Source organism: Shewanella psychropiezotolerans (assembly GCF_007197555.1).
In the GTDB taxonomy this organism is placed as follows: Bacteria; Pseudomonadota; Gammaproteobacteria; order Enterobacterales; family Shewanellaceae; genus Shewanella; species Shewanella psychropiezotolerans.
Genome location: NZ_CP041614.1, coordinates 5,798,382 through 5,822,505, shown reverse-complemented (window position 1 = coordinate 5,822,505; position 24,124 = coordinate 5,798,382). Strand labels below are relative to the sequence as shown.

General features: G+C 46.8%; 17 protein-coding genes and 2 pseudogenes. 14 read left to right on the top strand and 5 right to left on the bottom strand.

What is annotated here, in order from left to right:
• Positions 1-36: 36 nt before the first annotated feature.
• Positions 37-1,068: an ABC transporter substrate-binding protein gene (locus FM037_RS25400; protein WP_185976909.1), complete on the bottom strand. Its 1,032-nt coding sequence runs from the start codon at positions 1,066-1,068 to the stop codon at positions 37-39.
• Between the two features lie 365 nt (positions 1,069-1,433).
• Between FM037_RS25400 and FM037_RS25395 the strand changes: the two genes are divergently transcribed.
• From FM037_RS25395 to cysE, 7 genes are all read left to right on the top strand, one after another.
• Complete coding sequence (locus FM037_RS25395) at positions 1,434-1,787, top strand: RidA family protein (protein ID WP_144048288.1); 354 nt, start codon at positions 1,434-1,436, stop codon at positions 1,785-1,787.
• A 101-nt stretch (positions 1,788-1,888) separates the two neighbouring features.
• Positions 1,889-4,054, top strand: coding sequence for a DNA helicase II (gene uvrD / locus FM037_RS25390; protein ID WP_144048287.1), 2,166 nt, complete (start codon positions 1,889-1,891; stop codon positions 4,052-4,054).
• 123 nt (positions 4,055-4,177) lie between these two features.
• A complete protein-coding gene (ubiA, locus tag FM037_RS25385) occupies positions 4,178-5,041 on the top strand; it encodes a 4-hydroxybenzoate octaprenyltransferase (RefSeq protein ID WP_144049137.1) in 864 nt (287 codons plus the stop codon).
• Between the two features lie 332 nt (positions 5,042-5,373).
• Positions 5,374-5,961, top strand: a complete 588-nt coding sequence (locus tag FM037_RS25380; protein WP_227993200.1) for a hypothetical protein — start codon at positions 5,374-5,376, stop codon at positions 5,959-5,961.
• Between the two features lie 167 nt (positions 5,962-6,128).
• A complete protein-coding gene (locus FM037_RS25375; protein ID WP_144048286.1) occupies positions 6,129-7,235 on the top strand; it encodes a hypothetical protein in 1,107 nt (368 codons plus the stop codon).
• A gap of 105 nt (positions 7,236-7,340) precedes the next feature.
• Positions 7,341-8,045 (top strand): DUF4336 domain-containing protein, encoded by a 705-nt coding sequence (locus tag FM037_RS25370; RefSeq protein ID WP_144048285.1) that lies wholly within the window; start codon positions 7,341-7,343, stop codon positions 8,043-8,045.
• A 206-nt stretch (positions 8,046-8,251) separates the two neighbouring features.
• A complete protein-coding gene (cysE, locus tag FM037_RS25365) occupies positions 8,252-9,037 on the top strand; it encodes a serine O-acetyltransferase (protein WP_144048284.1) in 786 nt (261 codons plus the stop codon).
• Positions 9,038-9,045: 8 nt separating this feature from the next.
• Here the strand turns inward: cysE and FM037_RS25360 are convergent, their stop codons facing one another.
• The 3 genes and pseudogenes from FM037_RS25360 to ilvY all read right to left on the bottom strand — a co-directional run bounded on the left by FM037_RS25360 (position 9,046) and on the right by ilvY (position 11,799).
• Positions 9,046-9,849, bottom strand: a complete 804-nt coding sequence (locus FM037_RS25360; RefSeq protein WP_144048283.1) for a GGDEF domain-containing protein — start codon at positions 9,847-9,849, stop codon at positions 9,046-9,048.
• Positions 9,850-9,998: 149 nt separating this feature from the next.
• Positions 9,999-10,829 (bottom strand): substrate-binding periplasmic protein, encoded by an 831-nt coding sequence (locus tag FM037_RS25355; protein ID WP_144048282.1) that lies wholly within the window; start codon positions 10,827-10,829, stop codon positions 9,999-10,001.
• Between the two features lie 98 nt (positions 10,830-10,927).
• Positions 10,928-11,799, bottom strand: a pseudogene (gene ilvY / locus FM037_RS25350) (HTH-type transcriptional activator IlvY).
• 187 nt (positions 11,800-11,986) lie between these two features.
• Between ilvY and ilvC the strand changes: the two are divergent.
• From ilvC to FM037_RS25310, 7 genes and pseudogenes are all read left to right on the top strand, one after another.
• Positions 11,987-13,468, top strand: a complete 1,482-nt coding sequence (ilvC, locus tag FM037_RS25345) for a ketol-acid reductoisomerase (RefSeq protein ID WP_144048281.1) — start codon at positions 11,987-11,989, stop codon at positions 13,466-13,468.
• A 507-nt stretch (positions 13,469-13,975) separates the two neighbouring features.
• Positions 13,976-15,630 (top strand): annotated as a pseudogene (gene ilvG, locus FM037_RS25335) (acetolactate synthase 2 catalytic subunit).
• Between the two features lie 39 nt (positions 15,631-15,669).
• Positions 15,670-15,897 (top strand): acetolactate synthase 2 small subunit, encoded by a 228-nt coding sequence (gene ilvM, locus FM037_RS25330; protein ID WP_144048279.1) that lies wholly within the window; start codon positions 15,670-15,672, stop codon positions 15,895-15,897.
• 103 nt (positions 15,898-16,000) lie between these two features.
• Positions 16,001-16,924, top strand: a complete 924-nt coding sequence (locus FM037_RS25325; protein ID WP_144048278.1) for a branched-chain amino acid transaminase — start codon at positions 16,001-16,003, stop codon at positions 16,922-16,924.
• Between the two features lie 172 nt (positions 16,925-17,096).
• The gene (gene ilvD / locus FM037_RS25320; protein ID WP_144048277.1) at positions 17,097-18,947 is read left to right on the top strand and encodes a dihydroxy-acid dehydratase; all 1,851 of its coding nucleotides are present in this window, start codon (positions 17,097-17,099) and stop codon (positions 18,945-18,947) included.
• A gap of 1 nt (position 18,948) precedes the next feature.
• The gene (gene ilvA / locus FM037_RS25315) at positions 18,949-20,499 is read left to right on the top strand and encodes a threonine ammonia-lyase, biosynthetic (RefSeq protein ID WP_144048276.1); all 1,551 of its coding nucleotides are present in this window, start codon (positions 18,949-18,951) and stop codon (positions 20,497-20,499) included.
• A 369-nt stretch (positions 20,500-20,868) separates the two neighbouring features.
• On the top strand, positions 20,869-22,011 hold the full coding sequence (locus FM037_RS25310) for a pyridoxal-phosphate-dependent aminotransferase family protein (RefSeq protein ID WP_144048275.1): 1,143 nt from the start codon (positions 20,869-20,871) through the stop codon (positions 22,009-22,011).
• 82 nt (positions 22,012-22,093) lie between these two features.
• Here the strand turns inward: FM037_RS25310 and FM037_RS25305 are convergent, their stop codons facing one another.
• On the bottom strand, positions 22,094-24,028 hold the full coding sequence (locus FM037_RS25305) for a hypothetical protein (protein ID WP_144048274.1): 1,935 nt from the start codon (positions 24,026-24,028) through the stop codon (positions 22,094-22,096).
• Between the last annotated feature and the right edge of the window lie 96 nt (positions 24,029-24,124).

The following is a 24,124-nucleotide window of genomic DNA, read 5'->3' as shown; positions in this document are numbered from 1 at the left end:
GTAACCAGAGCCTTAGAGAGAGGGTTCTTATTCCCTTCATGGGTTTACTTCTAAGGTGAAGCGATCACTTGCCAGCGCCTTAACGGACACTTTACGGCTCAGCAGTCGCCGTTCATGCATGAAGATGGACAATTCGCTGGCAATCTCCTCTAGTTTCGATGTCTCTCCCCTGAGAAGATCTAGGTTCTCGGCTAAGCTGGGCAAGTGCAGACCTTGGTAGCTATGAAGGATTTCTCTGGGAGTCAGCTGTAATCTGGCCTTCATTAATTCAGCTGCAGCTTGAGGTTTTTGCTTGAAGTAATCTATCGCCTGGAAATAACCTTTAATTAGCTGCTCTAGTGCTTTGGGGTGAGAGTCGAGAGCATCAGAATGTACTGCGAGCACATCGATGATCCTCCCCGGGATTTGGCTACTATCGAACAGTTGATTGGCTCCCAGAGCGAGAATGTTGGTTCTATTGGGCTCGAAGGTGACCACGGCATCGGCCTGAGTGTAGCAAGCTTGGTGTTCATCGAAAGAGCAGGCGATGATGTTGACATCTCGGGCACTAAGCTCTGCCGCATCCAGTGCACCGTTAAGTAGAATCGCGCCAACAGCTGTGTATTCCACGGCGATATTTTTTCCCTTAAGTTGTGTCAGGGAGCTGATTTCTGGCTTGCTGAGTAGAACATCACCGCCATTGGAAAAATCCATCACTAAGATGACTTTCAACTGGTAACCATCTTCCATCACAGTCAATACTTCATCCAGAGTTAGCGCAGCTCCTTCTATGGTGTGATTACGTAATGCATGAATGACCTCGGATGCAGATGTCATCTCAACTAAGTTCACTTGAGAGTTTTGATAGTAGCCCAAGGTACGAGCAAGATAGAGAGGTTCATATCCGGGCCAGGTATTGCTGGCAATACGCAGTGGCGCTTCCGGTATTGGCTTACAAGAAGATAGAGGAAGTATTAACACTAGCGCTAAGAAGATGAATTTCAGGCAGTGAAATAGGGACTCGCTAAAACGAGGTTGTATCCTGTGAGAGTGTGGGGAGAGGTTCAAGTGTGAAAGAGAATAAGTCACTAAACGCACCATCCTTTAGTCCATTAATTGATCAAGTTCATCTCTGCATCTGAACTGAGCGGATATATATAGGTCGATAAGAGTTCAGTTATTAGCTTGCTTATAATCTTAATGAGTATAGTTGAAAAATTGAGCGGGCTAGTATTGACGAATGTAATTTTTTCAGATTATTCAAACTCATCCATGAGCCAGAGTAGCCAAGGTGTAGTCTTTTATAGTTGATGCTACTGCGTTCCCAAGATGTTGGGTTTATGACTGATGCACCTCTTCGATTTTCAGTCATCATTTTCATCTATCAATAGTCGATAATTGAGGCTCTTATCGGTAAGATAGCCCTCTTTTAAACTCTCCTTACAAGGCTTCCAATGACAATCGAACGTTTAGAAACGGGTACCCGCATGAGTCGTATCGTTAAGCATAATGGCACTGTTTATTTATGTGGTCAGGTATGCAAAGACGCCAACGAAGGGATCACTGAGCAGACATCCAGCATGCTCGAAAAGGTTGACGCTCTTCTTGAGCAGGCGGGAAGTGATAGGAAACATATACTTTCTGCGACAATTTATATCAAGGATATGCAATACTTCGCCGAGATGAATGCGGTATGGGATGCTTGGGTTGCCGAGGGGCATGCCCCCGCTCGTGCTTGTGTCGAGGCTAAGATGGCCCGCGATGTTTTATTAGTCGAGATATCAGTAGTGGCGGCCGAAAAGGTCTAAAACAAGGTTTTAGAACCTAGAACCAAGATCCTAGGGCCTCGTTCCTAGGATCTCATCACCCGCTCCTGTTATACTGCTTCTTCGATTTTTTGGAGGCAAGAATGGACGTATCTTCTTTACTAGACGGCCTGAATGATGAACAGCGCGCAGCCGTAGGGGCACCTCAATCCAGCATGTTGGTATTGGCGGGGGCAGGCAGTGGCAAGACTCGGGTGTTGACCCATAGAATTGCCTGGTTGATGCAGGTCGAACAGCAGAGTCCATATTCAATTTTAGCGGTAACCTTCACCAATAAAGCGGCGGCAGAGATGCGCGAGCGAGTGGAGAAGGTCAGTGGCAGCAATATGGGCCGCATGTGGATAGGGACCTTCCACGGTTTAGCTCATCGTCTGCTAAGAACCCATTATCAAGACGCTAACTTGCCCCAGACGTTTCAGATCATCGACTCTGATGATCAGTTACGTCTAATCAAACGTATTCTTAAGAGCCTTAACTTAGACGAGAAGCAATATCCGCCTCGCCAAGCTCAGGGCTACATCAACGGCAAGAAAGATCAGGGGTTAAGGCCAAAGCATATCGATGCGGGTGGTTTCCCGATAGAGCAGAATCTTTTACAGATCTATCAAGTTTATCAAGAGTCCTGCGATAGAGCCGGTCTGGTCGACTTTGCCGAAATTTTACTGCGTGCCCACGAGTTATGGCTCAACAAGCCCCACGTTCTTAAACATTACCAAGACAGGTTTAAGAATATTCTGGTAGACGAGTTTCAGGATACCAACGCGATTCAGTATGCTTGGATCCGTGTGCTGGCGAGCGAAGGGGCCAATGTGATGATCGTCGGTGATGACGATCAGTCTATCTATGGTTGGCGCGGTGCTCAAGTCGAGAATTTACACAAGTTCCTCGAGGACTTCCCCAAGGCTGGCACTATACGTCTGGAGCAAAATTACCGCTCCACCGGCCATATTCTCAAAGCCTCCAATGCATTGATTGCCAATAACCCAGATCGCTTGGGCAAGAAATTGTGGACCCAAGATAAAGACGGTGAACCCATCTCAATATACTGTGCATTCAATGAGATGGATGAGGCTCGATTTATTGTGGGACGCATAAGTGATTGGCACGATATGGGCGGAGATCTAAGTGGTTGCGCCATTCTGTATCGTTCTAACGCTCAGTCTCGAGTATTAGAAGAAGCCTTGCTCCACAAGGGCTTAGCCTATCGTATCTATGGTGGACTGAGATTCTTCGAGCGCCAAGAGATTAAAGATGCCATGAGTTATCTGCGTCTCATCAACAATAAAGATGATGATGCGGCCTTCGAGCGAGTGGTCAATACCCCAGCTCGTGGGATTGGCGGACGTACACTAGATATCTTACGTTCTACCGCAAGGCAGCAGCAGTTAACTCTGTGGCAAACTTGCTTACGTGCCCTCGAAGAGAAGCTGCTCAGTGGTCGTGCGGCTAATGCTGTACGCGGCTTCATGGATCTTATCGTAGAGATGCAGCAAGATACCCAAGAGATGACACTGCATCGTACAACCGACCATATCATTGCCAAGTCAGGGCTCAAGGCTATGTATGAGGCTGAGAAAGGCGAAAAGGCGCGTTCTAGAGTGGAAAACCTCGATGAACTCGTGACCGCTGCACGTACCTTTATTATGCCCGAAGAGATAGAAGATATGGGTGAGCTTAATGCTTTCCTATCTCATGCGGCGCTAGAGGCCGGAGAGGGTCAGGCTGATGCATTTACCGATGCGGTGCAGCTGATGACATTGCATTCGGCTAAAGGCCTGGAGTTTCCAGTGGTATTTATGTCGGGTGTCGAAGAAGGAATATTCCCCAGCCAGATGGCTATGGATGAGGGGGATAGACTCGATGAAGAGCGTCGTCTCTGTTATGTCGGCATGACTCGAGCTATGGAGAAGCTGTACATCACCTATGCCGAGACGCGTCGAATCTATGGCAGGGAAAATTTCGCCAGACCATCACGCTTCATCAAAGAAATCCCAGCTGAGCATGTGGAGGAGATCCGCCTTAAGACTCAGGTGAGCGCCCCTCGGAAAACCAGTAGCTCCCGTACTCGTAGCATAGTGGTAAATGATTCGGGCTTTAAGGTTGGCCAAGGGGTGATGCACCATAAGTTCGGTGAAGGTAAGGTGACCAATACCGAGGGCAGTGGTTCCCAAGCCAGAGTACAAGTCAATTTCTATGATGTCGGCAGTAAGTGGTTGGTTGTTGCCTATGCTCGACTAGAGACTTGCTAATAACCTACTAGAAAGCGGTTGAGTTCTTGAATGTGTCGGTCATGATGCCATTTATGATGATTCACAAGGTTAGATTTAGATCGTTAAATTGAGCGTTTGAGCAGTATTTGGAGAGCCTGAATGATGAGTTTTTTAAAGGGAAAGTTAGACGTTTATATGCGTCTCGCTCGCATGGATCGCCCAATAGGGACTTTATTGCTGTTGTGGCCTTGTTTGATGGCGTTGATATTAGCCGCAGATGGTATGCCCGATCTCAAGGTGCTGGCGATCTTTATTTTAGGTGTGGTGGTGATGCGGGCCTGTGGTTGTATCATTAACGATTACGCCGATAGGGAGCTCGACTCTCACGTAGACAGGACTAAGTCCCGGCCCCTAGCCAGTGGCGAGATCTCCAGTAAAGAGGCGCTGCTACTATTTGCGGTAATGGGGCTATTCGCTTTCGGTTTAGTCTTGATGCTCAATCCTCTGGTCGTCCAGTTATCTGTCGTTGGCATCATATTGACTGTTATCTACCCTTTTACTAAGCGCTTTACCAACATGCCGCAGATGTTTCTCGGTGTGGTGTGGAGTTGGTCAATTCCTATGGCCTACGCGGCGCAGACTGGCAGTGTTCCTGCCGAGGCCTGGTGGTTATTCTTCGCCAACTGGTGCTGGACCGTAGCCTACGACACCATGTATGCCATGGTGGATCGAGAAGATGATTTGAAAGTTGGTATCAAGTCCACGGCTATCCTGTTTGGTCAATATGATAGGCAGATCATTGGCTTGTTTCAGCTAGCCGCGTTAGCCTGTTTTATTACGGCGGGTTGGGCGGCAGACCGTGGCCTGGTATATGCTTTAGGTGTGATTACTTTTGTTGGCTTTAGCCTTTATCAACAGAAGCTGATTTACGCTAGGGAACGTGCCCCTTGCTTCAAGGCGTTTCTCAATAATAACTGGGCAGGCCTAGCCCTGTTTGTTGCCTTAGGTGTCGATTACCTTATTTAAACTTTTCGAGACATTGAGCCTGGTGGTTCAATGTCTTTTCCTCTTCACTTTCTCCTGCTTTTTTTGCTCCATTCTCTATACTTCATCTAGTATTAGTTAGTGCTTCATTACGTCTATAGCTTCATCTCTAAATGGAATGTTTCTTGTGCCAAGACTTATGAATAGTGAGGCGTATCCCTATGTGTAATTTTATTAGATGCTCTAACGCTATTTTACCGTTGAAATTAGACGCGTATCGCGTTTGCAGAAATTCGTTTGGTATTTTACTACAATGTTAGGTTATTATTTGTTCACTTTCTCATGGTTAGAGTGAGTTTTACTGCAAAGAGTAAATGGATTTAGTTATTTATATGGAGGGATTCATGGCCTATTCAGGTACGGCTTTCGAAGCGGGAGAGTGGCAACTCTTCGAGCTTATTTTGGCTGCCAGTGTCGCAGCACTTATCATTTTTTGGTTGATTTTGACTCATTTCAAGCGCCAGGGATTTTTGTCCTGGGGCTTGGTGATTCTGGCGAGCGTTGGAATGGGGAGTCTATGTGTACATAGTCGGTTGAATGCCTTGCAGCTAGATAGCTTGCTGTCTCAAGGGAAGGGCATAGAGATTATCGATGGTGAGTTTCGTTATGGAGAGTATCATTTTCCCTATATGGCAGAGCATGGCATAGATTATCGTGAGATCAGTCTGGATGACAGAGTCATAAAGCTCTATCACTCAGGTTATCTGCCAAATTCTCGCTGTTATCGTGATTTTTATAGTGACAACCACTTCAATGATGATGTGAATCTGCGTCTCTATATTCATTGGTTCGAGAGTGATTATGAGTTCCAGCAAAAGACTTATAAACTCAAGGCACCCTGCATTATTAAAATTGAGCGGCTTAAAGCCACAGGTAATATGTCAGTGGCTACCACTATCTAATTCTGGCAGCTCAAACCTAATTTTATGTATCTCAGCCTAACTCCACGCTGTGTTGTAAGTCTAGGCTGAGTGAAAGTGTCATTGAAGTATTTTTTCTTATTAATGCCTTCCTAGTAAATAGATATCATGTAACATGATGACAACATCTGTTCGCCGGGGAGGGGGCTATGAGGCGTAGTATAAAGTTCAGGCTGATTTTTCTTGTCAGTGCAATCATCAGTTATACATTGGGTTTTCAGCTGCTTCCTGAAAACCTAGATGGGACTAATAGCCATCTCTATGTATTAGTCTTCTCAATTCTCTACTTCTTGGTACTGCCGATTACCTATTGGTATTGCATCATCAAGATGGGTGAGCAGAAGCTGTGGAAGATGCTGCTCATATTTAGCATGAGTAGCTTGATGACCAGACTTAGCTTTCCGGCCGAAATCGCCAGTTATTTCGAGTTTATCGCCTGGCTACGTTACCCGATAATTGCCATATTGCTGGCTATCGAGTTATATCTGATGGTGAGTATCATCAAGGCGTTGTGGCTGGCGCGTAACTTATCCGGTGACCCCAGAGTACACATCTTGGATTCTTTCCAAGAGGAAGACGATAAGAAGCGCTCTTTGGCATTAGTCTTAGCGTCGGAACCTGCGAGCTGGTACTACGCTATTCCTCGTTTATCACGTAATCATGTCGACGCCATTACCAAGCTAAAATTACGCTCGGCTGCTAGATGGCATTGGTTGGTTATGACTCTGGGAGCCCTTGTCATGGCCGCCTTAGCTTATGTGATCATCTCTCCCTGGAGTGAGTTGCTGGCCATTATTGTGTCGAGCATTACTGGTTATGGTGTGATCATGCTTGCTGCTAACTACAGGATCTCCCGCTATTTCTCTATCTATGGGCATCAAGATAAGCTGGTTATCAACAATAGTGTTTGGGGCTTTATATCGATAAAACTTGAGGATATAGAAAGTGTGGAAGTGGGCCGCTATCCAAGAAAAAATGACAAGGAAGGCCTGCATTTCGGCTACGGTGACAGCAGCAATATCAAGTTGAGATTTAGTAAGCCTCAGACCTATTTTGGCGGCCTGGGCCAGCTCACCGAGCGAGTCGATATTATCGATATGCATGTATCAGAGCCTCAGGTATTAGCCGACTATATCCAAGAATACTCTGAAAATATTTTTGTTAAAGATGCGCTGGTGAGTCAGAACCAAGATCGTGAACCAGCTAGTGATAACTGTGATTTCCCAGTTCAGGCTAACTCGGGTATGAATCAATGAAGAAGGCATAAATTTTTACGATTTACTCCTGTCCTTTAAAGGCTAGTCTAGGTAGGTTAGCTATTACGCCACATTAATTTATGCCAAGACTAAACAGGGATAGGTATGACGTTAGCAATAGAGCAGCTAGGTGAAGATATTTGGGCCCACGAAGATACTATGCCGTTAGGAGGGACTCAGTTAAGGCTACGAATGACTGTGGTTAAATTAGCCTGTGGTGGATTATGGCTACATACGCCCACTAAACTCAGTCCTGAATTGCAGGTGGCCATGGATAAACTCGGTCAAGTCCGCTATCTGGTTGGGCCGAGCAATGGCCATAATATTTGGTTAAATGACTGGCAAAGCGCTTATCCTGAGGCAAAAATGTATGTGAGTGGTGGCATACCGAAAAAAATCTCAATTGAAAATTATCAGGTGCTCGATGAACATTTCGACAATATCTGGAGTGATGATTTTGAAAGGCTATATATGCCTGGCGTTAGTTTTTTCAATGAATCAGTGTTTTTTCACAAGAAGTCAAAGTCGCTGTTGGTGACAGACCTTATTCAAAATCATAGTGATGCTTGTCCATCTGGTTTTGCAGGCTTGATGACTAAGTGTGTATTTAGACCTCTTGGTTTCAAGGACCAATGTGTTGCCCCTCCTTTGAAAATGGGCTTTACCATTAAGGACAAGCCAGCATTTTCCCTATTTATTACTAAGATCAAGGCTTGGGATTTCGATAAGATAGTCGTCACTCACGGCGATGTTATCACGCAAGATGCTAAAGCCGTGTTTGCTGGTTTAGTACAGAGGTTTATCGACTGATTCATCAGATAATTCATCGGTTAATGCTTACTTCCCAAAAGTCGCATGTCTTAATCAGCTGGCTTTATTTTGTTATGCCATATAGCTATTTACTCTTATAGCTTGATGTATTCTTCACAGATTAGGTTAGACTTTACACTTCTGCATTTTTTACAGATATTTCATTTTTACATCTTCTTCGTTCATTATTTAAGAGTTTACGTCATATGCGTTATGAAGTTTGGGAACAGCTTAGGGTAGAAGCCGAAGCCTTGGTTCGTAAGGAACCTTTACTTGCCAGTCATGTTTATTCATCGATACTCAATCATGAGTGTCTGGGATCGGCGCTCAGCTTCATCGTGGCTAATAAACTCTCAGATGGGGTAGTTTCTCCCTTTACCTTTCGTGAGCTATTCGATAAAGCCTTCATTCATTGCGATCAGATGCTGACCAATGTGGCTACCGATATCAAGGCGGTGAAAGAGCGAGATCCTGCTATCGTGAGCTACCTAACAGTTATATTGAATCTCAAGGGGTTTCAGGCGATTCAGGTGCATCGGTTAGCCAATTGTCTCTGGAATCAAGGGCGCACTGAGTTAGCGCAATTTATTCAGAGCCGTAACTCGGAAGTATTCGGTGTCGATATTCATCCGGCCTGTAAGATGGGCACTGGCATCATGTTTGACCATGCTACGGGGATTGTCATAGGTGAGACTGCGGTTATTGAAAATAATGTGTCTCTGCTCCAAGGGGTGACTCTTGGTGGTACGGGTAATCAGCAGGGAGACCGTCATCCAAAAATCCGTGCCGGTGTTATGATTGGCGCTGGAGCTAAAGTATTGGGTAATCTCGAAGTCGGTGAAGGTGCCAAGATAGGCGCGGGCTCAGTGGTGTTGTTCGATGTTGCTCCCCATACTACGGTTGTAGGTGTGCCAGCGAAAGTCGTTGGTAAGCCCGAGTCCATGTGCCCGGCGGAAACCATGGAACAAACTATATTCGGGTCTGACTGCTAACTCTTAATTTAAGTAAGATGAGCTTGGTATATTTGGTAATGATCATCGTTCTTCTTAGCATGATACATGGCTATATCCGCACTCTTCATTATACTTTTTCTGCTACCGCCGTCTTTTGGGTATTGAGCTATTCCGATGCTGACGCCTATGATGAGGGAATGGCTCTCACAGCTAATCTCTTTTAGTAACTCGTTTTGGATAGCTTGAGCTATGGTGACGGCATCCTCGGCCAAGATGCATGGAAGCACTACGGCAAGCTCATCGCCACCCAATCTCGCTGCAATGGCATCTTGTGGAATAACCTTCATTATCCTCTCTGCAACGACCTGCAGTACATGATCGCCTTCAGCATGACCGAAGGTATCGTTAATCATTTTAAAATCATCGAGATCCATCATAAGGCAGCTAAATATCAGGCCTTCTGTGGCGATCAGCTTGTCGATATCTTCATAGAATTGATTGCGATTGGGCAGGCCGGTTAATTGATCATGGTGAGCTTGGTAGTGCTTCTCTCTAATGGTTATTTTTAACTTAAAGATGGTCTCCCGACTCATCTTAGTCACTAGCCAGACAAAGCCACCTCCACCACAGAAGATGATAGCTATGATTAAATCTAAGGTATCGGTTTCATGAGTAAACAGGCTCCATAGAAACCCCAGATAGCCGAAAATAAACATAAAGATCATGCTGAGCAAAACTAGCCAGCCATTATGTTGATGATCGGGAATATTGCAGACCTGGTGAGTGGGAACCAGAGAGGCAATGAGCCCTAATAATCCAATAATTACCAAGACAATCGCAAGGATATCCATAATTTTTTGTTGATAGTTCCAATAAGTTATACCAATAGGTATTAAGCAGGCTTGTTGTGGACTTTTTTTATCTGGATTAAGTATAGATGAACTTATTCTGGGTGAGAGATGTGTGAATTAGGCTCTATTATAGGGGGATAATATAGGCGTTAGTCGTTTGCTTCTTTGGCTCCTTTTCTAAGCTCATTAAGGTGATACTCTAATAGGCGATCAAGCTCACCACTCTTTCTTAATTCAAGCACTTTCTTATTGAATAGTTGGTTAATTAAATTGCCATAAGCCGACTTCTTCGACACTAGCATATGAAATGGTTCAGGTTGTGAGTTGGGAACTACTTTCCCGGTAAGGAGTTCGCCTAGGTAGTACATATTATTGATGGCTAAGGTGCCTGCGAATGTCTCTTTTCGTGCTAAGAAAAAACGACAGCGACTCTTCTGCAGCATGGTAGGCAGTTGGGATATGTCATTTATCTCATAGAGCTTATCTAAGCTGTCCCAACCAAAATTGAGGTAGTTGAAGCCTACTATTCCGCAGACTTTTCCCAGCTTGTCTAGTTCACTCAGATTCGATATATCTAAACCATCGGGGTAATTAAACTCGAGGTAGAAGTAGCTTGGAGTTATATGATAGTAGGGAGCGGAGGGAATGTAGTCGCGTATTCGTTGTGGGTTCAATGAGGCACTCATTGCGGCGTCGACTATTCCTTCATAGACCTCTTTCAGGCATCTGCGCCATGGAAGAACTATCACTTGGTATTCTATGCCTGCTGGTTCGAAAACCTGTTTTAGCAGGTCAACATCATAACCACTGGATTCTGTCTTCTTCCCTTTGACGCGTTTGAAGTAGTTAAAGGGGGGAAATTCAGTCGACTCTACACAAAATTTGAGTTTTGGTTGTAAATAGTCTTGTTCGGCCAGAGGAGCAGAGATAACAAATCCAAATAGCAGAGCCGAGATGATCCAGCTAAAACGAATTATCATAAAGCTTCTTTAGATGGTCAAGAATAAACCAAGTATAGCCTCTGTGTTCGAGGCCGATTGTCTTGAATCGTTTTAGATAGACCTAGCTCTAAGTGTACCTATATTACCTTCAAAAAGGCCGCTACTATCGGGTCGTCTAATTTATTGTTTCTGCAACAGCAACCTAGCTCGAAGGGGGGATATCTATGGGGGTGGGGATGATTTGAATTCTATCTCGCACCGGACTGTTATTAATCACAATTTCAGGTGTGATACTCACCCCACATCCCAATGCCACCATAGAGGCTATTGCCTCTTGTCCGGAGACCTGAGCATAGATATTGGGAATGAGGCCCAGCTGCTTAAACCAGTTGTCGATGCGTCGTCTCCCCGGCCCATGTTCAGGCACGATAAAGGGCAGACGGTCCCAGGGAGTATAAGATTCCGTTAATAATTCCTGAACCTGACAGCGGTATGTTGGCGCTATGATGACCAGGGGAATGTCATCTATCTTGGCGAAGTGCAGATTCTCTGGGAAAGGATCCGGCAGCGCGGCGATGGCGATATCGACGCGGTTATTTTTGACTTCACTAACCGCGTTGGCGGCGTCACCTGTCGTCAATGTTATTTCAACAAGAGGATGCTCCCGCCTAAAGCTATCGAGTAGCCCGGGAAGATGGCTATAAGCTGCTGTTACCGAACAGTAGAGGTTCAATCTTCCCCTGAGCAGATCTTGCTTAGGATCAATCTTAGTCTTGAGCTTGGTCCAGTGATCTAAGGTCTGTTCGGCGAAGTGGCGATATTCGACGCCGGCGCTGGTCAGGGCAACACTGCGGTTATCTCGTAGGAAAAGCTTGGCACCTACCTCATCTTCCAGCCTCTGCATGACCCGGCTCAAGGTCGAAGGACTGACGTGCATCGCCTGAGCTGTTCTGGAAAAATGCAGGCTTTCCGATAAGTGCAGGTAAAGTTTGATTGTTTTTATATCCATTTTTACCTCATCAGAATCTAGGGTCGGAGCTAATCAGTATTGCAAAAAATGCAATGCAGTATCCCGAATATATCATTTTAAGCAATCAAAATCATGAGCTATAGTGATCTCAATCACTGCTCGTGCTCACGTTATCTAAGCGCATGAAGCAGCTCTCCTCAATTCGATACAGAAGGTGGTACATCAGATGGCTAACTATTTTAACTCTCTGAATTTGCGTCAACAATTAGAACAGCTGGCTCAGTGCCGCTTTATGGATCGTAATGAATTTAGCGAAGGCTGCGATTTCATTAAGGGGTGGAATATCGTCATTCTAGGGTGTGGTGCACAGGGCCTCAACCAAGGTTTGAATATGCGTGACTCTGGTCTGAATATCGCTTATGCACTTCGCGCCGAGGCGATCGAAGAGAAACGTGCTTCATACCAAAAGGCGACTGGAAACGGTTTCCGCGCTGGCACTATCGAGGAGCTTATTCCTGATGCCGATCTTGTGCTTAACCTGACGCCAGATAAACAGCACACTAACGCCGTGACTACTATAATGCCGCTTATGAAGCAAGGTGCAACTCTGTCTTACTCTCACGGTTTCAATATCGTTGAAGAGGGCATGCAGGTTCGTGAAGACATCACAGTCATCATGGTTGCCCCTAAGTGTCCTGGTACCGAAGTACGTGAAGAGTATAAGCGTGGTTTCGGCGTACCGACTCTGATCGCTGTTCACCCTGAGAATGATCCTAAGGGTCAAGGTTTCGATATCGCTAAGGCATATGCCAGCGCTACCGGTGGTGATCGTGCGGGTGTGCTCCACTCATCATTTATTGCCGAAGTTAAGTCTGACCTTATGGGTGAGCAAACTATTCTCTGTGGCATGCTACAAACTGGCGCTATCTTAGGTTACGAGAAGATGGTTGCCGACGGTGTAGAGCCTGGCTATGCGGCGAAACTGATTCAACAAGGTTGGGAAACCACCACTGAAGCGTTAAAGCATGGTGGTATCACCAACATGATGGATCGCCTGTCTAACCCTGCCAAGATCAAAGCATTCGACATGGCTGAAGAGTTAAAGGTCATTCTTGCTCCTTTGTTCGAGAAGCACATGGATGACATCATAGGCGGTGAGTTCTCTCGCACCATGATGGTCGATTGGGCCAACGACGATGCAAACTTGCTTAAATGGCGCGCCGCTACCGGTGAAACAGCCTTCGAAAATGCACCCGTTAGCGATGAAGATATCGACGAGCAAACCTATTTCGACAAAGGTATTTTCCTTGTGGCCATGATCAAAGCGGGTGTCGAGCTTGCGTTCGATACTATGACTTCTGCCGGCATAGTCGAAGCGTCGGCTTATTACGAGTCGCTACATGAAACACCACTCATAGCTAACACAATCGCACGTAAGCGTCTTTACGAGATGAACGTGGTTATCTCTGATACCGCTGAATATGGTTGTTACTTGTTTAATCACGCCGCCGTGCCTATGTTGCGCGACTACGTCAATGCCATGTCTCCAGAGTACCTAGGTCGCGGACTAAGCGACAGCAGCAATGGTGTCGATAACCAACGTCTGATCGAAGTTAATGCTGCCATTCGCGGTACTGGCGTTGAGAAGATAGGTGCCGAGCTACGTGGTCATATGACGGCTATGCAGCAAATCGTCGAAGAGAAGTAAAAGATAATTTCAAGATTGAGGCTAGGCTGACCGAAAAATCAAAGGATCATTTTTGACGTATCGTTTGAATAATGAAACTAAGTGTTTCTTCTCGGTAAAAGGTTTTTGTTGTGTTTTTTATTGGCTTTGTGGTATTGATTAGTGGTCTCGCGATCTTAATCGAGAAGACACCGAATTCAAGCAAACTAATTAGGATACAGTCTAAGCATGTTAAACCAGGCAGCCCTACTCATTATTGAGATTATTACCGTGGTGATTATTAGATCACAGCGGGGGGCTCCCATGGCGCATCGACAAACCTAATTAGGTAAAGATTGCAACTAACCCTCCGCTCCGCAAGGACCGGGGGGTTTTTCGTTTAAAGCCCGACTAAGAAAGATGCAAAAACGGCTTTACCCTACAAATACTGAACCGTTAAGGTTTGGCAGAAAGTGAGAGATGCAGATGGAACAAGGGCAGACACAGCAAGGCAATTCAGAGGCAGGACAAGCGGATAGTGGGCAGATGATGCGCGGCGCCGATGCCGTGATCAAGGTGTTAGTCGACCATGGGGTAACGAATATTTTTGGTTACCCCGGCGGCGCTATCATGCCGATTTATGATGCGCTTTACGGTGCGCCAGTGGAACACCTTCTGAGTCGTCACGAGCAAGGAGCCGCATTTGCAGCCTTAGGTTATGCCCGCGCGACAGGCAAGACTGGAGTGTGTTTCGCGACGTCGGGTCCCGGGGCTACCAATTTGGTGACCTCATTGGCCGATGCCTTGCTCGACTCCGTGCCTGTTGTCGCCATCACAGGTCAGGTCTCTACCGCCGTGATTGGCACCGATGCTTTTCAGGAAATCGATGTCTTGGGCATGTCGTTGTCGTGTACCAAGCACAGCTTCATGGTGACCGAAATAGAACAGCTGGTCCCCACCCTGTATAAGGCGTTCGAGATAGCGGCTTCGGGGCGTCCGGGTCCAGTGCTGGTGGATATTCCTAAGGATATCCAAATTGCTATGTTTGAGTACTCTACTCCCAAACAGGAGAAGTATCCTCAGCCTCAAGCTGATGCTAGTAAACTTGATGATGCTTTGACTCTGCTTAAGCAAGCCCATAAACCTATGCTCTATGTAGGAGGCGGCGTAGGTATGGCAAGAGCCGTTCCTCAATTACGTGAATTTATCCAGCTGACGGGTGTGCCCTCAGTGGCAACACTAAAGGGTCTGGGTACCATTGAGAAAGAGACGTCGGGTTATCTGGGCATGTTAGGCATGCATGGCTCCAAGGCGGCCAATATTGCCGTTCAGGAGTGTGACTTGTTAATCGTGGTTGGCGCTCGTTTCGATGATCGGGTTACCGGCCGTCTAGCGACCTTTGCCGAACATGCCAAGGTGATTCATTTAGATATCGATGCGGCGGAGCTCGGTAAGTTACGCCTGCCGGAAGTCGCCATTGCTGGCGATCTACGTCAGGTGTTGCCCGCATTGGCGACCGAGTTGGCTATTGCTCCCTGGCGCGAAGAGGTTGAGCAACTGAAAGCCGAGCATACGTGGAAATACGATCGCCCCGGTGAGCTAATATTCGCCCCTGCCATGTTGAACCGCTTAGCCGCTAAACTGCCGGAAGATAGCGTGGTGACTTGTGATGTTGGTCAGCACCAGATGTGGGTGGCCCAGCATATGTGGTTCCGTAATCCTGAAGATCACCTGTCCAGCTCAGGTCTGGGGACTATGGGATTCGGCCTTCCTGCCGGCATCGGCGCTAAGGTGTCCCGTCCCGATGCAACCGTAGTGGTCGTCTCAGGCGATGGCTCATTTATGATGAATGTGCAGGAACTCACCACCATCAAACGCCGTAAATTGGCGGTTAAAATCTTGCTGATAGATAACCAGAAGTTAGGCATGGTGAAGCAGTGGCAGCAGCTCTTCTTCGAGGAGCGTTACAGCGAGACTGACCTGTCCGATAACCCGGATTTTGTCACCTTGGCATCGGCATTCGATATTCCCGGTCGCACCATTACCACCACAGATCAAGTAGAAGAAGCGTTAGATCATCTGGTGAATTGCGAAGGCCCATACCTGCTGCATGTGAGGATTGATGATGCTCACAATGTTTGGCCACTCGTCCCCCGGGGGCCTGTAATCGCGACATGATGGAAGAGATGGACAAACAGACTTAAAGCCTAGTGCAGGAAAGAACAAGTGGATAGGGAGTAGAGATGAGTTATCAATTGAGCTTAACCTTAGTGCAGCAGCCTGAAGTACTAGAGCGTGTATTGAGAGTGGTACGCCATAGGGGCTTTAAAGTGACCAAGATGGATATGCAGTTAGAAGGTGAGCAAGGTGTTGGGCTCGCTATGCATGTCGAAGGTGAGCGGGCCATCGAGCTGCTGACTAATCAGCTAGATAAGCTTTTCGATGTTGTCGATTGTCGGGTACATGCTTAAGGCCTATAGATACTGACGGCAGATTATTAGATTAGCGATAATAACAAAGTAAACAGTTAACGCCTGTTGTAGTGAATATTGAAAGTAGAGTGAGGAAATAGAGATGACCGCGAAGAAAGCAGAGTTTATATGGTTCAATGGTGAGATAATGCCTTGGGGTGATGCCAAGGTACATGTAATGTCTCACGGCTTACATTATGGCTCTTCTGTCTTCGAAGGGATCCGTGTCTATGATACTCATCTGGGCCCGGCGGGATTTCGCTTAACCGATCATGTTCAGCGTCTGTTCGATTCGGCTAAGATTTATCGCATGCCAATTCCCTATATACATGATGAGATTATGCTGGCCTGTCGTGACAGCGTGCAGAAGAATGGTCTCAAGAGTGCCTACATTCGTCCGCTGGCCTTCTATGGTGATGTAGGCATGGGGATAACCCCGCCTAAAGATGCCGTGTGTGATGTCATGGTTGCAGCATTCCCCTGGGGCGCCTATCTAGGTGAAGACAGTATGGAAGCTGGGGTCGATGTGGCTGTGAGCTCATGGAATCGTCTGGCACCCAATACCATACCTACTGGCGCTAAGGCTGGTGGTAACTACTTGTCATCGATTCAGATCTCGACCGAAGCTAAGCGTAACGGCTTCGATGAGGGTATAGCCCTCGATGTGAATGGTTTGGTCAGCGAAGGTGCTGGCGCTAACCTGTTCGTGGTCAAGAAAGGTAAAATCTATACACCGCCAGCAACCGCTGCTATTTTGATGGGTTTGACCCGAGATAGCATCATCATTTTGGCTCGAGAGAAGGGTTATGAAGTGGTTGAAGAGGCCATGTCTCGTGAGTTCCTCTATCTCGCCGATGAGATATTTATGACTGGCACCGCGGCTGAAATAGTGCCTGTGCGTAGCGTCGACAGAATTGATGTCGGTGCAGGGAAGCGTGGTCCCATCACTAAGTCGATACAGGAAAGCTTCTTTGGCCTGTTTACCGGTGAGACCGAAGACAAGTGGGGTTGGTTAGAAGTGCTTTAAAAGAAGGCCCTAGGTTTTATGACCTAGGAGCTAGGTCATAGGAAAGACAAAGAATAAAGACACTTAAGATGCATTCATTCTTAGGTTTGAGAATTAACTAGAAAGGTAACAGCAGAGGGCTCCTAGGAACTAGGAACTAGCACCTCGAACCTTCTCAATAAGGACAATCGCAATGCCTAAATTACGTTCAGCTACCAGTACCGAAGGTCGTAACATGGCCGGAGCTCGCGCCCTATGGCGTGCTACCGGCGTCAAAGATAGTGATTTCGGTAAGCCAATTATTGCGATTTCCAACTCATTCACGCAATTTGTTCCCGGTCATGTGCATCTCAAAGATATGGGCTCGTTAGTCGCTGGCGCCATAGAAGAAGCGGGCGGAATCGCCAAAGAGTTTAATACTATCGCGGTAGATGACGGTATCGCCATGGGTCACGGTGGCATGCTCTATAGCCTACCTTCTCGTGAGCTTATTGCCGACAGCGTCGAGTATATGGTCAATGCCCACTGCGCCGATGCCTTGGTGTGTATTTCCAATTGTGACAAGATTACTCCTGGCATGATGATGGCGGCTCTTCGCCTAAATATTCCGGTAATTTTCGTCTCTGGTGGCCCTATGGAAGCGGGTAAGACTAAGCTTTCGGGTAACATCATCAAGCTGGATCTGGTGGATGCCATGGTGGCGGGGGCGGACGATCGGGTCTCGGACGAAGATAGCGAGAAGATTGAGCGTAGCGCCTGCCCTACCTGTGGTTCATGTTCCGGTATGTTCACCGCTAACTCGATGAATTGCTTGACCGAAGCCTTAGGCCTGTCTTTGCCGGGTAATGGCTCTATGCTTGCCACTCACTCCGATAGACGCGAGCTCTTCTTAGAGGCGGGTCGCCGTATCATGGACTTGGCTACCCGTTACTACAAGCATGATGATGAGTCTGCTTTGCCACGCAATATCGCTAACTTCAAGGCATTCGAGAATGCCATGACCTTAGATATCGCTATGGGCGGCTCCAGCAACACGGTATTGCATCTATTAGCCTCGGCCTATGAGGGAAAAGTTGATTTTACCATGGCTGATATCGACAGGTTGTCCCGCCTGGTGCCTCATTTGTGTAAGGTGGCACCTTCGACTCCCAAGTATCATATGGAAGATGTGCATCGCGCCGGCGGCGTGATGGGGATCTTAGGCGAGCTTGACCGGGCAGGTCTCATTCATAATGATGCCTATCATGTGGCAGGGGCAAGCTTGAAAGACGTGCTGGCCAAATGGGATATAGCTCAGAGTAAAGATGAAGCGGTACATAAGTTTTTCTCGGCAGGACCTGCGGGCATCCCAACCACTAAGGCCTTCAGCCAAAGTTGTCGCTGGGATAGTGTTGATGATGACCGCGAAGGCGGTTGTATCCGTAAGCGTGAATTTGCTTTTAGCCAAGAAGGTGGCCTAGCAGTGCTTTCCGGCAATATTGCCATCGATGGTTGTATCGTCAAAACTGCAGGTGTGGATGAAGAGAATCATATCTTCATCGGCTCTGCCCGTGTGTTTGAGAGTCAGGACGATGCCGTTGCCGCTATCTTGGGCGGTAAAGTGGTTGCGGGTGACGTGGTCGTTATTCGCTACGAAGGCCCTAAAGGTGGCCCGGGTATGCAGGAGATGCTTTATCCAACCAGTTACCTTAAGTCTCGCGGCCTGGGTAAGGCGTGTGCGCTTATCACTGATGGTCGTTTCTCCGGCGGCACTTCCGGCCTGTCTATCGGCCATGTTTCGCCAGAAGCTGCGGCTGGTGGCACCATAGGTCTGGTTGAGACCGGTGACAGAATTGAAATCGATATTCCGGCGCGCTCGATCAAACTCGCTATCAGCGATACTGAATTAGCGGCTCGTCGTACAGCAATGGAAGGGCGTGGTAAGCAAGCCTGGAAGCCTGTGGGTCGTGAACGCTCCGTATCTCTGGCACTCAAGGCTTATGCCTTGCTTGCGACCAGTGCCGATAAAGGCGCGGTGAGAGATGTCACCATGCTGGAGGATTAATATGTTGGCATTAGCCTCAAAATCTAAGTTAGATCTGGCTCACTATTATTTGCAGAAGACCTTATTGTCTTCTGTCTATGATGTGGCCAAAGTCACGCCACTCTCTAGTTTGAATAAGCTGTCGGCCCGCTTGGGCTGTCAGGTGTTCCTCAAGCGCGAAGATATGCAGCCTGTGCACTCATTTAAGCTGCGTGGTGCCTATAACAAGATCTCTGAACTCACAGCCGATGAGTGTCGGCGTGGTGTGGTGTGTGCGTCTGCGGGCAATCATGCTCAGGGTGTGGCAATGTCGGCCGCCGCCCGTGGTATCAGTGCGGTGATTGTGATGCCGGAAACGACTCCGGATATCAAGGTCGATGCGGTCAGGCGTCTCGGCGGTGAGGTGGTACTTTACGGCCAGGCGTTCGATCAGGCTAATACTTATGCTCAGGAGCTTGCGGCTGCAGATGGTCGCGTCTATGTGGCGCCATTCGATGATGAGGCAGTGATTGCCGGACAGGGCACCATTGCCCAGGAGATGCTGCAGCAACAAAGAGACTTAGAAATTGTCTTTGTCCCTGTGGGTGGTGGCGGTCTGATCGCCGGTATTGCCGCGTTTTATAAGGCTGTTATGCCTCAGGTTAAAATTATTGGCGTCGAGCCGGAAGATTCTGCCTGTTTAAAGGCGGCATTAGAGGCCGATGAGCGGGTTATTTTACCTCAGGTCGGCTTGTTTGCCGATGGCGTTGCCGTTAAGCAGATTGGTGCCGAGCCATTTAGGCTTGCCCGGGAATATGTCGATGATGTGATAACCGTTAGCTCGGATGAGATCTGCGCCGCGGTGAAAGATATCTTCGAAGATACTCGCGCCATAGCGGAGCCTGCAGGAGCCCTGGCTCTGGCTGGCCTGAAGAAATATATGGGTGATGCCGGTCAGGGCGAGAAAGTGGCCGCCATTCTCAGTGGCGCTAATGTGAACTTTCATAGCCTGAGATATATCTCCGAGCGCTGTGAGCTTGGGGAGAAAAAAGAGGCTATTCTGGCGGTTAAAGTCCCTGAACGTCCGGGGATCTTCCTGCGCTTCTGTGAACTGTTAGAAAAGCGTGTGATGACTGAGTTTAATTATCGCTTCAGCAGTCGGGATAAGGCAGTAGTTTTCGCCGGGATCCGTCTATCGGAAGGTCAGATCGAGCTGGATAAGATCATTGCAAGATTGGAGAATGATGGCTTCGAGGTGCAAGATCTCTCCCATGATGAGACGGCGAAATTACATGTGCGCTATATGGTGGGCGGGCATCCGCCGGAGAAGCTCGATGAGCGCCTGTTCAGTTTCGAGTTTCCCGAGCATCCTGGCGCCTTGTTTAAGTTTCTGACGACCCTGCAGAGTAAGTGGAATATCAGTCTGTTTCACTATCGAAACCATGGCGCCGCCTTTGGTCGCGTCTTGGCTGGCTTCGAGGTTCCCGAGTCCGATAACCTGGCATTCCAGCAGTTCTTAACCGAGCTGGGCTTCGTCTATCATGAAGAGACCCAGAGTCCGGCTTATAAGCTCTTCTTAGATAATCGAGATTAAGAGCGTGATTAGCCTTAGGCTTGCTTGGCTCGAAATACTTCGCTCTAATAGCGAATAAAATAGAGGACGCATATGCGTCCTTTTTTATGTTACCTTTTAAACGCTGGTTTGAATTTGGATATCAAGCATTAGTCTTTAGTCCATTGTTTATAGGTATAGATAGAAAATAAGATGCCATAAGGCACATGAATCGCTTCACTATAGTCAAAGTGACGCTAGATGATTTAATACGTAGGGAATGAGTATGTGGTCTTAAGACTAGGTACTAATCAATTAGTTAACCATTACCTTTAATACCAATCGGTATAAAGGTGTGGTCACTTTCTTATACCGATTGGTATATTGAGAAGGATTTTTCGAGGAAGTTATATGTTAGCAGCACCTAGTATCGATGCGTTTAATCCCCCGCGTAGAATCTTGATGGGGCCAGGTCCCTCCGATGTCTATCCTGAAGTATTAGCCGCTCAAGCTCGCCCCACTATCGGTCATTTAGATCCTCTGTTTATTGCCATGATGGACGAGCTTAAGGCGCTTATTCAGTATGCCTTCCAGACTAAGAATGAGATGACCTTAGCCGTGTCGGCGCCGGGTAGTGCCGGCATGGAAACTTGCTTCGTTAACTTGGTTGAGGCGGGTGAGAAGGTAATTGTTTGTCGCAACGGCGTGTTTGGTGAGCGTATGCGCCAAAATGTCGAGCGTGTTGGAGCCACGGCTGTGGTAGTCGATAATGAGTGGGGAGAAGCGGTCAGTCCTGCCGATGTCGAGGCGGCATTAAAGGCGCATCCGGATGCTAAGTTTCTTGCTTTCGTTCACGCAGAAACCTCTACAGGTGCACTGTCTGATGCTAAAACCTTGTGTGCTCTGGCGAAGCAGTATAATTGTTTATCTATAGTCGATGCCGTAACCTCAGTGGGCGGCGTCGAGCTTAGGGTCGATGAGTGGGGCATAGATGCCATCTATGCCGGCAGCCAGAAGTGTCTCTCTTGTGTACCAGGGTTGTCGCCAGTGTCATTTTCTCCGGCTGCGGTTGAGAAGATTAAGAGTCGCACCACCCCAGTGCAGAGCTGGTTTTTGGATCAAACCTTGGTCATGGGCTATTGGAGTGGTACCGCCGATAACAGTGTCAAACGCAGTTATCATCATACGGCGCCTGTTAACGCGCTTTATGCCCTGCATGAGTCACTGCGCTTGCTGGCCAAAGAAGGCTTAGCGGCTTCGTGGCAACGTCACGCCGATATGCACCAGGTGCTCAGACAAGGACTCGAGGGATTAGGGCTTAAGTTCGTGGTCGAAGAGACTTGCCGTCTGCCTCAGCTCAATACCGTCTATATTCCGGAAGGAGTCGATGATGCCGCAGTGCGTAAGCAGCTGTTGGAAAATTATAACCTCGAAATTGGCGCCGGCCTCGGCGCCTTAGCAGGTAAAGCATGGCGCATAGGCTTGATGGGCTTTGGTGCTAGAAGAGAGAATGTAGCGCTTTGTCTTAAAGCCTTGGAAGAAGTATTGAATTAGATCTAATATTGGTCAAAATAATCCGTAATCGAATGCCAGTAAGTTAGACTTACTGGCATTTTTTATCCGTTAACCTTTTTGCTTACCCCGAGTTAAGATTGTTACCGTAACAGCTCGCCTGAGGTAAGGGGGTGTCCTCTGTTATCTTTAATTCGCCAAAGCGTGCTGATATTTGGCTGTAGAGCTCAGGATACTTGAGTCGTAGCAGTGCTAATGCTCTTTTATGGTAGTCGTGTACAGGTGGCGAGAGTTGCATCAATACCTCTAGGTAATCCAATACTTCATTTGGATTGAAGTAATAGCTTGAATCTATTACTAAGTATAAAGGGTCTGTGCCGATAGGGTTATCATGATAGTCACTCCTTTGGCTGACTAAATAACGGAGTAAATCTAATTTACGTCTCTCGATGCTATGATAAATAAGCGTCTTTCCTGTGTGATCCCTTCCTGTAATATCGAGTCCATTGATGTGTAACTCTTCGAAATAAGTTGAGTTATTTCCTCCAAACATCATCAGTAACGTAAAATCTATCTGCTCCTGCCTAAGTTGACTACTTTGCAAAGCTTGATAATAACTGGCATCCCATGGGAGGATTTGATAGAAAAACCAGCGCAGCTGTGCCTCTGTTAAATTAGCGGATTCAATGATTTTTATTACTTCAAAAATTTTATTGTTACGCAGTTTCTTACCAAAAACCTTAGATTCTAGTTCTTTATTTCTTGGGTGGGAAAGTGGGAGAGCCATTTCTTGGCGGTTCATAGAACATTGTGCTAATACTGGATCGATATTGTGAAGGTTGCTCGCATTCACTGCTCTATTCTCATTTTCTAGCTGAGCAGTATAATAGTTAAGCGTTTTTGGTTGCCATTCTTTATCGATTTTAGAAATTCTAGCTTGGCAGGAAAGTAATTGTTCTGGTGAAGCCTCTTTCTCAAGTAATAGGTCTCGCTCTTGCGTGAGTCTAACGATCAGTTTTGCATCAGGGTCGAAAGGTAACCTTTTTCTAGCTTGTATTTGCGTTAGGTCTAGCTGATAGTGAGTTATCAGCGAGGTGAGTTGTTCTTCAGTAAAATGATAAGAGTTTCGCGGGAAGGAGCCTGATACTGATTGATCTGTTTGTGTATCGAAGAAGGCGGGTGCATTTAGGCCTTGTAGTTGTTCAATAATATTAACCTGACTGATAATCGCATCCTCCTCGTTATTACTTGCTAGTACATAGTATAAATTGGCTAAAGCATGCTCCATAGTTGAGCCAAGATAAGCATCGTTAGACAGTGTACCGTTTTGTTGTAATAGCTCGGCGACAACTTTGTCTTGTCCGTGAAAAGCTGCGACATCAATCAATAATAGCTTTTCCTTCCCCATCAATCCGTAGCCAAGTAGTTGGTTAATATCATTTAATTTATTTATGGCTTCAGTTAAGGTTTTTTGTGATATATCTTCCTGTTCGACTAACCAAGCGACATCATCAATACTTAACTCTGTTATTTCAATAAGTTGTAATGCGGCTTTATCGGTTAAATCGGCAATATTTTCTAAGACTGGTGTGGGTACTCGTGTTGTTATCTTGAAATATTCAGGTAGTTCAGGAAATTCATCCTTTAATTTTTCACTTATGTTTGCATCTTGCAGGTCTAATTTTGAATGTTGTTTTAATTGTTCAGCGCGCCAGCTGGCGGCGAAATTAGAGTTTGAGAAGTGATCGATTGCCGATGTGATGTCATCAATCGAGTATCCCTCATTGAGGTATTTACTCCAGTTTTGGGAACGACCAAAATTATCCGATTTAACACGGTTATTTTTAATGAGTTGCTTGCACTGCTGATAATCGGTGACGGATAGGCTGGGTGCGTGAGTATCCATCTCTTCTGATGCATTAACTGTGTTGGTCACAGTATCAATATCGCTCACATTAGACTGAGCCGGTACTTTTTGAGGGGTAGGCCATAAAAAGTAAAATACAATAGTCACAATTATGGTGACCATTGTGATGAGCCGTGTGCGTTTTTCTTTCACTTAGTTTCTTCCCTAAAGCTGAGTAAAATTAATTGAGGTATTATCTCTTTTTCGTCATTGATAAGAGAGTGATAGCTGATTTCTATCGACTATCAC

Bases quoted from the DNA above. Each gene is read 5' to 3' on its own strand.
- FM037_RS25395 (WP_144048288.1), top strand. From the start codon at position 1,434: ATGACAATCGAACGTTTAGAAACGGGTACCCGCATGAGTCGTATCGTT.
- uvrD (WP_144048287.1), top strand. From the start codon at position 1,889: ATGGACGTATCTTCTTTACTAGACGGCCTGAATGATGAACAGCGCGCA.
- ubiA (WP_144049137.1), top strand. From the start codon at position 4,178: ATGAGTTTTTTAAAGGGAAAGTTAGACGTTTATATGCGTCTCGCTCGC.
- FM037_RS25380 (WP_227993200.1), top strand. From the start codon at position 5,374: ATGGATTTAGTTATTTATATGGAGGGATTCATGGCCTATTCAGGTACG.
- FM037_RS25375 (WP_144048286.1), top strand. From the start codon at position 6,129: ATGAGGCGTAGTATAAAGTTCAGGCTGATTTTTCTTGTCAGTGCAATC.
- FM037_RS25370 (WP_144048285.1), top strand. From the start codon at position 7,341: ATGACGTTAGCAATAGAGCAGCTAGGTGAAGATATTTGGGCCCACGAA.
- cysE (WP_144048284.1), top strand. From the start codon at position 8,252: ATGCGTTATGAAGTTTGGGAACAGCTTAGGGTAGAAGCCGAAGCCTTG.
- FM037_RS25360 (WP_144048283.1), bottom strand. From the start codon at position 9,849: ATGGATATCCTTGCGATTGTCTTGGTAATTATTGGATTATTAGGGCTC.
- FM037_RS25355 (WP_144048282.1), bottom strand. From the start codon at position 10,829: ATGATAATTCGTTTTAGCTGGATCATCTCGGCTCTGCTATTTGGATTT.
- ilvC (WP_144048281.1), top strand. From the start codon at position 11,987: ATGGCTAACTATTTTAACTCTCTGAATTTGCGTCAACAATTAGAACAG.
- ilvM (WP_144048279.1), top strand. From the start codon at position 15,670: ATGAGTTATCAATTGAGCTTAACCTTAGTGCAGCAGCCTGAAGTACTA.
- FM037_RS25325 (WP_144048278.1), top strand. From the start codon at position 16,001: ATGACCGCGAAGAAAGCAGAGTTTATATGGTTCAATGGTGAGATAATG.
- ilvD (WP_144048277.1), top strand. From the start codon at position 17,097: ATGCCTAAATTACGTTCAGCTACCAGTACCGAAGGTCGTAACATGGCC.
- ilvA (WP_144048276.1), top strand. From the start codon at position 18,949: ATGTTGGCATTAGCCTCAAAATCTAAGTTAGATCTGGCTCACTATTAT.
- FM037_RS25310 (WP_144048275.1), top strand. From the start codon at position 20,869: ATGTTAGCAGCACCTAGTATCGATGCGTTTAATCCCCCGCGTAGAATC.